11 protein-coding genes and 1 other RNA gene are annotated in these 12,609 nt (G+C 64.5%); 4 read left to right on the top strand and 8 right to left on the bottom strand.

The genetic code is table 11. From position 1 onward, the window contains the following. Positions 1–164 precede the first annotated feature (164 nt). A complete protein-coding gene (rlmB, locus tag AC2A04_RS10720; protein ID WP_484212333.1) occupies positions 165–980 on the top strand; it encodes a 23S rRNA (guanosine(2251)-2'-O)-methyltransferase RlmB in 816 nt (271 codons plus the stop codon). 19 nt (positions 981–999) lie between these two features. Then, positions 1,000–1,857 carry a hypothetical protein gene (locus AC2A04_RS10725; RefSeq protein WP_484212334.1) on the top strand — a complete coding sequence of 286 codons (858 nt, stop codon included), beginning with the start codon at positions 1,000–1,002 and terminating at the stop codon, positions 1,855–1,857. A gap of 106 nt (positions 1,858–1,963) precedes the next feature. On the opposite strand, the gene AC2A04_RS10730 is transcribed toward AC2A04_RS10725, so the two are convergent. Both AC2A04_RS10730 and lon read right to left on the bottom strand, forming a co-directional pair. Then, complete coding sequence (locus AC2A04_RS10730) at positions 1,964–2,236, bottom strand: HU family DNA-binding protein (protein ID WP_484212335.1); 273 nt, start codon at positions 2,234–2,236, stop codon at positions 1,964–1,966. 202 nt (positions 2,237–2,438) lie between these two features. Continuing rightward, positions 2,439–4,844 carry an endopeptidase La gene (gene lon, locus AC2A04_RS10735; RefSeq protein WP_484212336.1) on the bottom strand — a complete coding sequence of 802 codons (2,406 nt, stop codon included), beginning with the start codon at positions 4,842–4,844 and terminating at the stop codon, positions 2,439–2,441. A 209-nt stretch (positions 4,845–5,053) separates the two neighbouring features. Here lon and AC2A04_RS10740 point away from each other — a divergent pair, with 209 nt between their 5' ends. Then, positions 5,054–6,088 (top strand): hypothetical protein, encoded by a 1,035-nt coding sequence (locus AC2A04_RS10740; protein ID WP_484212337.1) that lies wholly within the window; start codon positions 5,054–5,056, stop codon positions 6,086–6,088. Positions 6,089–6,157: 69 nt separating this feature from the next. Here the strand turns inward: AC2A04_RS10740 and AC2A04_RS10745 are convergent, their stop codons facing one another. The 6 genes from AC2A04_RS10745 to hrpB all read right to left on the bottom strand — a co-directional run bounded on the left by AC2A04_RS10745 (position 6,158) and on the right by hrpB (position 12,381). Further along, a complete protein-coding gene (locus AC2A04_RS10745; protein WP_484212338.1) occupies positions 6,158–7,201 on the bottom strand; it encodes an MlaA family lipoprotein in 1,044 nt (347 codons plus the stop codon). Positions 7,202–7,233: 32 nt separating this feature from the next. Further along, positions 7,234–7,569: a YbaB/EbfC family nucleoid-associated protein gene (locus tag AC2A04_RS10750; protein WP_484212339.1), complete on the bottom strand. Its 336-nt coding sequence runs from the start codon at positions 7,567–7,569 to the stop codon at positions 7,234–7,236. Further along, positions 7,566–9,374: a DNA polymerase III subunit gamma/tau gene (locus tag AC2A04_RS10755; RefSeq protein WP_484212340.1), complete on the bottom strand. Its 1,809-nt coding sequence runs from the start codon at positions 9,372–9,374 to the stop codon at positions 7,566–7,568. The genes AC2A04_RS10750 and AC2A04_RS10755 overlap by 4 nt, the downstream gene beginning before the upstream one ends. Before the next feature lie 64 nt (positions 9,375–9,438). Beyond that, an RNA gene (gene ffs / locus AC2A04_RS10760) (signal recognition particle sRNA small type) lies at positions 9,439–9,533 on the bottom strand. Positions 9,534–9,589: 56 nt separating this feature from the next. Then, complete coding sequence (locus AC2A04_RS10765; protein WP_484212341.1) at positions 9,590–9,868, bottom strand: ETC complex I subunit; 279 nt, start codon at positions 9,866–9,868, stop codon at positions 9,590–9,592. Positions 9,869–9,936: 68 nt separating this feature from the next. Continuing rightward, a complete protein-coding gene (gene hrpB / locus AC2A04_RS10770; RefSeq protein ID WP_484212342.1) occupies positions 9,937–12,381 on the bottom strand; it encodes an ATP-dependent helicase HrpB in 2,445 nt (814 codons plus the stop codon). 80 nt (positions 12,382–12,461) lie between these two features. Between hrpB and AC2A04_RS10775 the strand changes: the two genes are divergently transcribed. Next, a complete protein-coding gene (locus AC2A04_RS10775; protein ID WP_484212343.1) occupies positions 12,462–12,608 on the top strand; it encodes a hypothetical protein in 147 nt (48 codons plus the stop codon). Position 12,609 lies beyond the last annotated feature (1 nt).

The following is a 12,609-nucleotide window of genomic DNA, read 5'->3' on the forward strand; positions in this document are numbered from 1 at the left end:
GTGCTGCCGGTGCGGGATTCCTGCGAAAGGAGCCCCGATTTGATGATCTCCGAGGAGACCGTCCGGCCGAGAGGCGGCCCCTTTGGCGAAGCGAGACTTGCCTGTCAATGGGGAGGCTGGCATGCGCGGCACGAAATTTCCTCGAATTGTCGAAAAGGTGTCCGATGGCCCGCAACAACGATCAACCCAAGGGCAAGGCCATGCGTGGCCGCGAAGCCCGGAACAAGCACGGTCGCGGCTCAGGGCGCGGCAGCGGCGGCAACGTGCGGCTATGGGGGCGTCACGCCATCGAGGCGGCGCTGACCAACCCCAATCGCGAAGCCAAAAAGCTGTGGGGCACACGTGAGGCGATTCAGCAGTTGCTGGACGACAACGACGCCGATCTGCCGAGCACCCTGCCGGTCGAGTATGCCCAGGCTGCCGATCTTGGTCGCCTCGTCGCGCGCGATGCGCCCCACCAGGGCCTGGTGCTCGAAGTCGCGCCGCTCGACGATGTCGCGCTCGACGACATTCTCGACGAAGCCGAGGGACGCACGATCGTGGTGCTCGATTCGGTGACCGATCCGCACAACGTGGGCGCGATCCTGCGTTCTTGTGCGGCCTTCGGCGTGGCCGCGCTGGTCACGCAGGACCGCAATTCGCCACCCGAATCGGGCACGCTGGCCAAGTCTGCTTCGGGCGCGCTCGAGGTGGTGCCGTGGGTGCGCGTGGTCAACCTTGCCCGCGCGCTCGAACGCATGGCCGAGCAGGGCTATTGGCGCATTGGCCTGGATGGCGATGGCAAGGGCGTGTTCCCCACCGCCCTGCCCACCGGAGCGGTGGTGCTGGTGCTCGGTGCGGAGGGCGAAGGTCTGCGGCACAACGTGGCCCAGCATTGCGATTCGATCGCGCGACTGCCCATTGCCTCGGCCATCGAAAGCCTTAACGTCTCGAATGCGGCGGCCATCGCCCTCTATGCGGTGGCAACACGCGAGGATTGACGCAAGGCAGGGGGCCGGGATGAAAGGGTCGGGAGCGATCGTCGCGCTGATTGCAGGTGTGCTTCTACTGGCGGGCTGCATGCTGCTCCCCGGCGCGTTTACCTCGGACCTCGCCCTGCGCAAGGATGGCACCTTCAGTTTCGCCTACAAGGGCGAGATCTATCTTCTGGCGCTGTCAAAGATGGCGACCGAGCAGCGCAACAAGGGCGGCGAGGATGCCGTGTTCGAGCCCTCGTCATGCACCAGTGACGAAACGGGCGACGAGCGCGAGTGTTCGCGTGACGAGATTGCCGAGCAGAAAAGGATCTGGGCCGAGAGCGTAGCGGCGGACAAGGCGGCGGCCGCTGAAAAGAAGAAGTCGGACGAAGAAATGGCCAAGGCCATGCTCGGCGGGATCGACCCGTCCGACCCGCGCGCCGCGCAGGAATTCGCCGACCGCCTGCGCCGCCAGCGCGGCTGGAAATCGGTGGTCGACAAGGGCGATGGCCGGTTCGAGGTGGATTACGCGATTAGCGGCAAGCTGGATCACGACTTTACCTTCCCGACGGTCGAAAAGCTGCCGATGGTCACGCCTTTCGTGTCTCTGATCCGTCGCGCCGACGGCACGGTGCGTATCGAGGCTCCCGCCTTTGCCTCAGGTGCGTCGCAATCGCCGCTCTTGGGCATGGCGGCGGCCTCTGCCGGGAAGGACGGGAAAAGTGGAAGCGACGGCATGCCGACACTCGACGGCGTGCTGACGCTGGTGACCGATGGAGAGGTCCTTGCCAACAACACCGACGAAGGGCCTGCACCGGTTCCGGGCGGTCGGAAGCTGGAGTGGAAGGTGAACGCAAGGACTGCCAACGCGCCCACCGCACTGGTCCGCATCACTCCCTGATGCCACCCCAAAATCAAAACAAACGCCGCGCCAGCCCGGGCTGACGCGGCGTTTGTTATCTTGTGCCCGGCAGCCTGTGATCAGGCTGGTGCGAGCAGGAGGCCTGTCAGTTGACGGCGTCCTTGAGGCCCTTGCCGGCCTTGAACTTTGGCTGCGACGACGCCTTGATCGACATTGGTTCGCCGGTACGCGGGTTGCGACCGGTCGATGCCTTGCGCTTGGCAACGGCGAAAGTGCCGAAACCGACCAGGCGGACTTCATCGCCCTTGGCCAGAGCACCGGAGATCGATTCGAACACGGCTTCGACCGCCTTGGTCGCATCGCCCTTCGACAGGCCACTGGCATCGGCGACTGCGCCGATCAGATCGTTCTTGTTCATTCGCGGAACCCCCTAAATCTTTTTCTTGGGAAAGCTTGGGTTTGAGTCGCCTTTCGGGTGGCGGGAATTGAGCCGAGAAACGAACACCTGTCAAAGGTAAATGCGATGAAATACGGCCAAGACCGTGCAGTTTACGGGGGTTTTGGAGCCCTCCCCCTTGCGCGCGCAATTTCGTTGCGTCTGCAAGGGCGAGGACTTTACTTCAGTGTGCCGTTTGCGAAGGGGCCTGACTTCCGACAGGCGTGGCCGGCTGCGTCGCAAGATCGTCGGCCTCGGTCCATTCGATCGCCTCGATCGGCGATGTCAGTGCGCGTGCGAGCACCTCGTCGACATGGGCGACCGGGATGATCTCCAGACCTTCCTTTATGTTGGCAGGGATTTCGGCAAGGTCCTTGCGGTTCTCTTCGGGGATCAACACCGTCTTGATGCCGCCGCGCAGAGCCGCGAGTAGCTTCTCCTTGAGGCCACCGATGGCCAGCACGCGGCCACGCAGGGTCACTTCGCCCGTCATCGCCACGTCGGCGCGCACCGGAATGCCGGTCAGCGTGGAAACCATGGCGGTGACCATGCCGATGCCCGCGCTCGGTCCATCCTTGGGCACGGCGCCTTCGGGCAAGTGGATGTGCAGGTCCTTGCGCTGGAAGATCGAAGGCTTGATGCCATAGGCCGGGCTGCGCGCCTTGACGAAGCTGAACGCCATCTGGACGCTTTCGCTCATCACTTCGCCCAGCTTGCCGGTAGTCCGCGCCGCACCCTTGCCGGGGACAGTCACGCTTTCGATCGTCAGTAGCTCGCCGCCGACTTCTGTCCAGGCAAGGCCGGTGACCGACCCGACCTGATTCTCCTCGTCAGAGACGCCGTGGCGGAACTTGCGCACGCCAGCATACTCATCAAGGTTCTCGGGCGTGATGGTGACGGTCTTGGTCTTGCCTTCGAGGATCTGGCGAAGCGACTTGCGGGCAAGACGCGCGATTTCGCGCTCGAGCGTGCGGACCCCGGCTTCCCGGGTGTAGAAGCGGATAAGGTCGCGCAGGGCCTGATGGGTGAGTTCGAACTCATTCTTCTTCAGCCCATGAGCCTCCACCTGCTTGGCAATAAGGTGACGCTCGGCAATCTCGACCTTCTCGTCTTCGGTATAGCCTTCGAGCCGGATGATCTCCATGCGATCGAGCAACGGCTGCGGGAGGTTGAGGCTGTTGGCAGTGCAGACAAACATCACGTCCGACAGGTCGACATCGAGTTCGAGGTAGTGATCCTGGAACTTGGAGTTCTGTTCGGGATCGAGCACTTCGAGCAGCGCCGAAGCCGGATCGCCCCGGAAATCCTGACCGAGCTTGTCGATCTCGTCGAGAAGGAACAGCGGATTGGCGGTACCCGCCTTGCGCAGGTTGGTGACGATCTTGCCCGGAAGCGAGCCGATGTAGGTGCGGCGGTGGCCGCGGATCTCGGCCTCGTCGCGCACGCCGCCCAGTGACTGGCGCACGAACTGGCGGCCGGTCGCCTTGGCGATCGACTTGCCGAGACTGGTCTTGCCCACGCCCGGAGGACCGACGAGGCAAAGGATTGGCCCCTTCAGCTTGTTGGTGCGCGCCTGGACCGCGAGATATTCGACAATACGGTCCTTTACCTTGTCGAGCGCATAGTGATCGGCATCGAGCACCGCCTGCGCTGCGGGCAAGTCCTTCTTGAGCTTGCTCTTCTTGCCCCATGGCAGGCCGAGAAGCACGTCGAGGTAGTTGCGGATGACGGTGGCCTCGGCGCTCATCGGCTGCATGCCCTTGAGCTTCTTGAGCTCGGCATTGGCCTTGGCCTTGGCCTCCTTCGACATCTTGAGCTTGTCGATCTTGTCCTGCAGTTCGGCAATTTCGTTGGCTTCGCCCTCGTCACCGCCGCCCAGTTCCGACTGGATCGCCTTCAACTGTTCGTTGAGGTAATATTCGCGCTGGGTCTTTTCCATCTGGCGCTTCACGCGGCCACGGATCTTGCGCTCGACCTGCAGCACGCCGAGCTCGCCCTCCATGAACGAGAGCACCATCTCGAGGCGCTTGAGCGGGTCGCTTTCGGACAGCACGGCCTGCTTGTCGCCCACTTTGGCGGCAAGGTTGGCGGCAACGGAATCAGCAAGCTTGCCGGCGTCCTCGATATCGCCCAGCTGACCGCCCGCATCCTGCGGCAGCTTCTTGGACAGCTTCGCATATTCGGCAAACTGATCGACGACCGAGCGCATCATGGCCGAGATTTCGGTGCTTTCGGCAACGACTGGATCGATCTGTTCGACTTGCGCGACCAGCATCGCGCCGTTGGAAGTGGTTTCCTCGCGCAAGTTCTGCAGGCTGGCGCGGTCACGCCCTTCGACCAGCACGCGGACGGTGCCATCCGGTAGCTTGAGCAGCTGGAGAACCGACGCGATCACGCCGGTATCGTACAGATCGTCGCGATCGGGATCGTCGCAGCCCGGATCGAGCTGGGCGAGCAGGAAGATATCCTTGTTGCCCGACATCGCCGCCTCCAGCGCGGCCACCGACTTCTCGCGCCCGACAAACAGGGGCACGACCATGCCGGGGAAAACCACGATGTCGCGCAGGGGAAGCAGAGGATAAAGATTCATGGGCACTTCGTTTCCGTCCAACCGGGCCCGTCGCCCGGCGCTTTCCCTGGATATGGGGGCGCTCCGCCCGTGTCGCAATGGTTTGCGCCATATCGGCTGTGGAACACCTTCTCGTCAGGGGAGGCTGCAAACATGCAGATATTGTAAACCTGATCTTAGGCATAATCCCTCATTGCAGGCAGCAGGGAATGCGGGGGCTGCTACCTGGAATGCTGCGTACACGGACAACCTTGATCGTCGGCGCGGGCGCCAGCGCGGAATTGCAGTTCCCGGGAAACGCCGAACTGCTCTCGCGCATCATCCAGGGGTATGACTTCGAACGCTCGCGCTCGGACACCTCGACGCGTGACGGCCAGTTGCTCCTGCGCAACGTCTACAAACTTGCCGAGCGCATGAACAAGCCGGTGAAGGATGTGGCGGCGGCTGCCGAACGACTGCGCAACGCCTGCAGACTGGGACGTTCGATCGATTCCGTTCTCGAACAATACGATCACGATGCCATGGTCGTTGCCTGCGGCAAGCTGGCGATCGCGTTTTTCATGGGACAGGCCGAGTCCCGTGCGTCGCTGCGCGAAACCCCGCGTGTGCCCGGCGAACTTCCCTTGCAGGGCAAGGTTGCCGAATACTGGATCTACCAGCTGGGCCAGCTGATTACCTCAGGCGTGCCGCGCAGCAAGATCGGACATACGCTCGAACAGATCACGATCATCAATTTCAACTACGACCGCTCGGTCGAGCATTTCCTGCCCTATGCGCTGGTCATGGCCTACGGGATCGAGCTGAAGGAAGCACAGACCGTCATCTCCGAAAAGCTCAACATCATTCATCCGCATGGCGCGATCGGACGCCTGCCGTGGCAGAAGGGCGAGGGCCCGCCGGCCGAATGGGGTGTCGAGCAGCCGTGGAATCTCCACGCGATCGCCGCACAGCTCAAATCGCTTAACGAACGCAGCGCCGAGCGCAACGCCGTGCGCGAAGTGCGCCTTGCCGTCGCGGGTGCAAAGCGGCTCGTGTTCCTCGGCTTTGGTTTCCAGCCCCAGAACGTGGACTTGCTGTTCGAAAACAGCCTCTCGCACAATCCCGAGGTCTTGATTTCGACCTACGGGATGAGCGCAGGCAATGCCGCGACAGTTGCGCAGATGATCCGTCGGCTTGCCGGGCTCGAAAGCGACAACCAACTCATGATCAGCCCCGGAAAGGCCTGGGAGGTCCTGCGCGACTTCTCGCTTCTGCTGGAAAGCTGACCGGTCTTAGAGACTTTCCGACCTATATCGAGGCACCGTGACGGTGCCTCGATATAGGTCGGAAAGGCTCTAGCTGCGGGAGCGATAGCCGGCCGGAAGCGGCTGCACGACAGGCTCCGACACGAACACGGGCGCGGGGGGCGCTGGCGGTTCTATCGTGGTGATCGAAGGTGTGACTGGCGCCGGCGCAGCAGGCGGCAGGACAACGGTGCCTTCCTGCTGGAAGTCCGCCCTGCCGTGGAGCGCATCGATCTCGGCCTGACGCGTCTTCAGGTATAGTTCGCGGTAGCTGGCGTAAGGATTTGATTCTTCCTGAATTCGCTTGAACAGCGCGTCATTCTCCACCCGGTCGTCGAGCGAGCGCACGACGAATCCACCATAGACATAGGCGGGGTGCTTCAGCGGTCCGCCGACCGCAAAAGGCATCAGGAAGCGATCCAGGCCGAGACCGATCACGTCGCGCAGGGTCGTCGGCCCGACCAGCGGCAGGAACATGTATGGGCCCGAGCCGATGCCGTAGTAGCCCATCGTGTAGGCAAAGCCGTTCCGGCGGTAGGGCAGGTTGAACGGCTTCTTGGCGGCAACGTCGTTCAGTCCAGCGATGCCGATGGTCGAATTGATCGCGAAACGACCGAGCGTTTCAGCAGCCTTGCCCGGCTTAAGCTGCAGCAGGAAGTTGAGCGCGACGACCGGTTCCGTGAGGTTGAGCAGGAAGTTGCGCAAGCCCTTGCGCACAGGAGCGGGCACGCTCTTCTGATACGTCATGGCCAGCGGCGCGACGACCGCACCGTCAACCGCCTGGACTGCTTGATAGGAGGCCTGATTGACCGCCTGCATCGGGTCCTGCTTTGGCGTGCGCTCACCTGAGACGACGATCGCATCCTGCGGCTGGCTGATCTGATCGATCGACGGCGCCGGAGGAGACGCGGGACCACCGGGTGCAAACGCCGGCAGCGGCACGACCACGGACGGCATCGGAGCCTGCGGCTGCGCGGGTTCGGTCGGGCTGGTGGAATTATCGGCGCTCGGGGCAACGTCTTGCGCGACCGTCTCGGCCGCAACGGCCGGGGCGGTGGCAAGGAGTGCCGCACTGGCCAGGACAGTCAGGCTCAATCAGAATTCCTCAAGTGGGGGCAGAAAGCAGATCAGAACGGCAGCTTGAAGCCCGGCGGAATGCCGGCAGCCATCTGCACTTTCTGCATTTCTTCGGCCGCGGCAGCATCGGCCTTGCCACGCGCATCGTTGAACGCGGCGGCGACAAGATCTTCGAGAATGCCCTTTTCGGAAGGAGCAAGAAGGCTGTCGTCTATCGCCACGCCGATGACACGCCCCTTGGCCGAGGCGCGGATGCGGACAAGACCGCCGCCTGCTGCACCTTCGACCTCGATGCCGTCGAGCGTCGTCTGCGCGTCCTCCATTTGCTTCTGGATGGTTTGCGCCGCCTGCTGTGCGGCCTGAATCATCTCTTCCATCGACTTCATGCGCGTTTGCTCCAAGGTCTTTTCTCGTGCTCTCGCGAGCTTTCTTCATCGACAATGACCGCGCCGGGGAAAGCCTCGAGTGCGGCCTTGACCAGCGGGTCCTGCCTCATGGCCTCGGCCTGAGCGGCGACAACTGCCGCCCTGGCCTCTTCGAGGCTCGGGCTGGCGTCGCCCTCACCGCGTTCGACCAGCCAGTTCTCGCCGGTCACGTGATTGAGCGCTCGCCGGATATCGGTTGCCGGATCACCGGGCACCCCCGGCACGAGCTGATAGCGCAGATGACCGGGCTTGAGGTCAATCACCCGTACGGCCAGTCGCATCGTGGACCCGACGAGCGGGGAAACATGCTCGACCTGCTGGACCAGCGCTTCCCAATCGACGGAGGCAACGGGTGCGGCAGGTGCTGCAGCGGCACCCCCCTCACCCATCGATGAGGGCGCAACGGGTGGACGCGAACTCAGTTCCTCGAGCTTGCGGACAAGGCTGCCCGGATCGGGCATCTCGGAGGCGTGCATGACGCGCAGCAGCGCCATTTGCGCGGCGACCAGCGGGTCAGGCGCGGTCTTCACTTCCTCATAGCCCTTGAGCAGCAACTGCCAGAGCCTATGCAACTGGCCTGCCGTAAGTGCCTTGGCCCAGCTCTCGAGCGCCTCGCGCTCTTCGGTCGAACGCACGTCGGGCCCGACGCCGCCGATCTGCGCGACGGTGACGCGATGCACGACGTCCATCTGCGCGCGCATCATCGCGATGGGTTCGATCCCGAGCGAGTACTGCTGGGCGACTTCCTCGAGCACGGCGTTGCCCTTGCCCGAAAGCACGGCCTCGAGCAGGCGGCGCTGCATCGACTTGTCGGCAAGGCCCAGCATCTGCCGAACCTGGTCGGCCGAAACGCGGGTCGCGCCGTCGTCACTTCCCAGAAGATCCGCGTGGCTGATCGCCTGATCGAGAATCGAAAGGCCATCGCGCACCGAGCCCTCGGCTGCGGCAGCAACCATCGACAGCGCTTCAGACTCTGCCTCGACGCCTTCCTTTTCGCAAATCATCGCGAAATGGCTGGCGAGCAGCGGCGCAGGGATGCGTTTGAGATCGAAGCGCTGACAGCGGGACAGGACCGTGACCGGCAGCTTGTCGACCTCCGTCGTCGCGAAGAGGAATTTCACATGCGCCGGTGGTTCTTCGAGCGTCTTGAGCAAGGCATTGAAAGCATTGCGCGAAAGCATGTGAACTTCGTCGACGATGTAGATCTTGTAGCGCGCCGAGACGGCTGCATAGCGCACCGCCTCGATGATCTCGCGCACGTCGTCGACACCGGTGTTGGAAGCGGCGTCCATCTCAATCACGTCGATGTGGCGGCCTTCGGCGATAGCGCGGCACGGTTCGCACACGCCGCAAGGATCGATCGTCGGGCCGCCCTGCCCATCCGGGCCGATGCAGTTGAGCGCCTTGGCGATGAGGCGCGCGGTCGAGGTCTTGCCGACCCCGCGCACGCCGGTCATCAGGAAGGCGTGGGCAAGCCGGTCGCGCTTGATCGCGTTGGCCAGCGTCTGAACCATCGCATCCTGCCCGATCAGTTCCGCAAAGGTCTGCGATCGGTACTTGCGGGCAAGGACGCGGTAGGGCTGGACGGTTGCCGTCGGTGCGGGCGCCGGAGCCTTGGCTGGCGCACGTTCGATCTGTGGCTCGGCGGGCGCGGGATCGCCGAACATCGAGGACTGCCCTGCCGCCTCGAGTTCGGCCGCGCTGGGACCAGTGCCTTCGGCCGTGTCCTTCGGCTCGTCGCCAAACATGTCAGATGAATCGCCCATCGCGCCTTATGTAGGAACTGTGTGCCCCCTTGTCGAAGGGCACAATGCGTTATGGGTGGAAAAGGGAAAAGGAGCCGGCCGACCCGCCGCAACCCGTTGTGGCTGCTTCCTTCCGGACCTGACCAGGTTGGCGGACGCAAGCGTCCGACCGACTCCCGGCGCGGCATATGGAGAGGTCTCGGAAGTTTGTCCAGCCCCGAAGGCCGGACAAGTCCTTAACGAAAATTGTCGGCGTAGCTCTGCAGCTTGAGCTTGCGCGGCGGGGTCGGGATCAGGTGCGCCTCGATCCCGTAGCGCGCGGCGTAGGCCTGCGCGTCTTCAGCGGTGTTGAACTGCAGCACGACTTGCGCTTGCGTATCGCCCGAGCCGGCCCAGCCCATCAGGGGATCGGGGCGCTTGGCCTCGGAGGCTTCGAATTCCAGGAGCCAGTCGCTGGTCCGGGCCTTGCCGGACTGCATGGCATTCTTCGGGCGCTGATAGATCCGTGCTGACATGGGCGCTGCACTGCGTCGAATCGCGCACGGAATCAAGTCCGGGAATCAACAAGGCTGCGGGCGGGCGGTCAGCGCGAGCGGTTGAAGGCGTTCTTGGTCTTGAGACTGGGGTCTTCGGACCAAGGCTCGTCGGGCCAGCGGTGCTTGGGATAGCGCCCCTTCATGTCCTTGCAGACGTCTTTCCACGACCCGCGCCAGAAGCCGGGAAGATCGGCAGTGGTCTGGATCGGCTTGCCGCCGGGGCTGGTGAGCGAAAGCAGCAGGGGGCGCGGCGGTTGGCCGATGCAGGGGTGACGGTCGAGCCCGAACAGCGCCTGCACGCGCAGCTCCACGCAGGGTCCGCCTTCGTGGGCATAATCGATCGCGTGGGAGGTTCCGGCGGGCGAGCGATACTCAGCCGGGGCCAGTCGCTCGAACTCGGCCTTGGTGTTCCAGTCGAGCAGACCGACCAGCGCATCGTGAAGCTTGCCCGCGCCGATTGCCAGATCGCGACGACCTGCAAGCAGTGGGCCGAGCCATTCGTCCAGACTTTCGAGCAACGCTGCTTCGGAAAGCTGTGCGATGCCAGCATATCCGGCGCGCTGGATCAATGCGCGGGCACTCTCGCCCAGTGGCAGGGCCGCCAATCCGACGTCGCGCACCTGCGCGATCAGCAGAGCGGTCACCGCTTCGGGATCGGGCCGGGGATCCGGAATACGGGCGAGCACGATCGCGCCCAGACGCCTCTCGAGCCGCGCCTCGACACGCTCCTCAGTCGCATTCCACGACAGGGTGTGATGCTCTTCGATGCGGTGCGCGAGATGGCGAGCGATATCGCTCTCATCAAGCGCAAGCGCCGAAGTGATGCGCGCGCCCCTCGCCTCGCCATGCGCATCGCCGATCACCAGCCAGCGGGCGGTGACGAGCGGCGAGGCAGGATCGAGGCGATAGCCGCGACCGCCGGACGACTGCCACTCTTCTCCGGAAGCGCTGCGCGCGCGCGCTATGCGATCGGGGAACGCTTCGGCGAGCAGGACCGAGACCGGGACATCGGGCGACCTGCCTTGCCCGATGACCTTCCTGGCAAGGGCAGCCCAGCGCGCGGCGAGCTTGCGCGAGGTTTCGGCGCGAGAGCCGCGCTCGCTCGACCAGCGCTCGATCCTGCGCGCGAGATCCTCGCTGCGCCCGCCAAGCCCGCGCTCCTGCAGCAACAGCGCGAGCCGCGCGGCCTCGTCGGCCTGCCCGCGTGTCGCGGCGTAGAGCAGCATGTGGGCAAGCGCTGGCTCCATTGGCATGCGCGCCATGGCGCGACCGTGGGGTGTGATCCGTCCCTCGGGATCGAGCGCACCCTGAGCCTGCAAGCTGGCGCGCGCTGCGCCGAGCGATGCCGCCGGGGGAGGATCAAGCCACGCCATCGCTGCCACATCACCTGCACCCCATTGCGCGAGCGTGAGCGCAAGCGGTGCAAGATCGCTGGTCGTGACCTCGGGCGGATCGAACGGCGCACGACCGGCGTGAGCGGCTTCCTCCCACAACCGATAGGCAACGCCTGGTCCCTGACGCGCGGCGCGCCCCGCGCGCTGCGCCGCGGATGCCTGGCTGGCGCGGGTGGTCACGAGGCGCGTGACGCCCGCGACCTTGTCGAACTCGGCGCGCCGTGAAAGCCCTGCATCGACGACGACTGAAACACCATCGAGCGTGAGCGACGTTTCGGCGATGCTTGTGGCGAGAACGATACGGCGGCGGCCATCCGGGTTGCGCTTGATCGCTGCGCGTTGTCCTGCGGGCTCGACTTGTCCGTGTAGCGGCAGAATCAGGGCAGCGGGCAGGCGTTCGGCCAGCAGGTCGGCGGTCCGTTCGATCTGTGCGACGCCGGGAAGGAAGGCGAGGATATCGCCCTGCTCTTCACGCCACGCGGTCTGAATGGCCGAGGCCATGGCAGCCTCGACCTTCACGTCCGGGCGAGCACCCAGCCACTTGTACGCAAGGGGATGCGCCTTCCCCGCGCTCTCGATCACCGGCGCATCGCCAAGCAGGCTGGCAAAGCGCGAACCGTCGATGGTCGCCGACATGACGACCAGCCGCAGGTCATCGCGCAGGACGCCTTGTGCCTCGATTGCTAGGGCAAGGCCGAGGTCGCTGTCGAGGTGCCGCTCATGCGCTTCATCGAACAGGACGGCGGAGACGCCCGACAATTCGGGATCTCCGAGAATCGTGGCAACGAAGATCGCCTCGGTCATGACCAGAACGCGCGTCCGGGCAGAGCGTTTGGCATCAAGACGCGTCACGTAGCCGATCGTACCGCCCGCCTCTTCACCCAGAAGTTCGGCCATGCGTTCGGCTGCGGCCCGTGCCGCCACGCGGCGAGGCGACAGGACGATGACCTGCCCGGCGCACCACGGTTCGCCGAGCAACGCAGGGGCAACGGCGGTGGTCTTGCCCGCACCCGGAGGTGCAATCAGCACCGCGCTGGGCCCGGCACGCAGAGCAGCGAGCAGGTCGGGCAGGACGGCGTGGATCGGCAGCTCGCTCACACCGGTCGCCTTAAGGGGGATTGGGCGGCACATGCAACGTTCAGCTTCGCTCGGGACACGCGGTGCTATAGAGCCGCTGCATGAAGACCACGCTGGCATTCGTGGTGGCACTCACCACCGGCATCCTGTTCAGCGGGGCGATGATTGGTGCCGCCATTCTTGGCATTGGCGCAGTGTGCGGCGGGAGTTGCTACTGGCTGTGGCGCCGTTTCGGGCGGCGCAAGTAAT

The sequence above is a fragment of the Novosphingobium sp. HNCC26DJ243 genome, from assembly GCF_057180545.1.

What these genes read in the sequence shown, in the direction of transcription:
- rlmB (WP_484212333.1), top strand. Translation starts at nt 165, where the DNA reads ATGGCCCGCAACAACGATCAACCCAAGGGCAAGGCCATGCGTGGCCGC.
- AC2A04_RS10725 (WP_484212334.1), top strand. Translation starts at nt 1,000, where the DNA reads ATGAAAGGGTCGGGAGCGATCGTCGCGCTGATTGCAGGTGTGCTTCTA.
- AC2A04_RS10730 (WP_484212335.1), bottom strand. Translation starts at nt 2,236, where the DNA reads ATGAACAAGAACGATCTGATCGGCGCAGTCGCCGATGCCAGTGGCCTG.
- lon (WP_484212336.1), bottom strand. Translation starts at nt 4,844, where the DNA reads ATGAATCTTTATCCTCTGCTTCCCCTGCGCGACATCGTGGTTTTCCCC.
- AC2A04_RS10740 (WP_484212337.1), top strand. Translation starts at nt 5,054, where the DNA reads ATGCTGCGTACACGGACAACCTTGATCGTCGGCGCGGGCGCCAGCGCG.
- AC2A04_RS10750 (WP_484212339.1), bottom strand. Translation starts at nt 7,569, where the DNA reads ATGAAGTCGATGGAAGAGATGATTCAGGCCGCACAGCAGGCGGCGCAA.
- AC2A04_RS10755 (WP_484212340.1), bottom strand. Translation starts at nt 9,374, where the DNA reads ATGGGCGATTCATCTGACATGTTTGGCGACGAGCCGAAGGACACGGCC.
- AC2A04_RS10765 (WP_484212341.1), bottom strand. Translation starts at nt 9,868, where the DNA reads ATGTCAGCACGGATCTATCAGCGCCCGAAGAATGCCATGCAGTCCGGC.
- AC2A04_RS10775 (WP_484212343.1), top strand. Translation starts at nt 12,462, where the DNA reads ATGAAGACCACGCTGGCATTCGTGGTGGCACTCACCACCGGCATCCTG.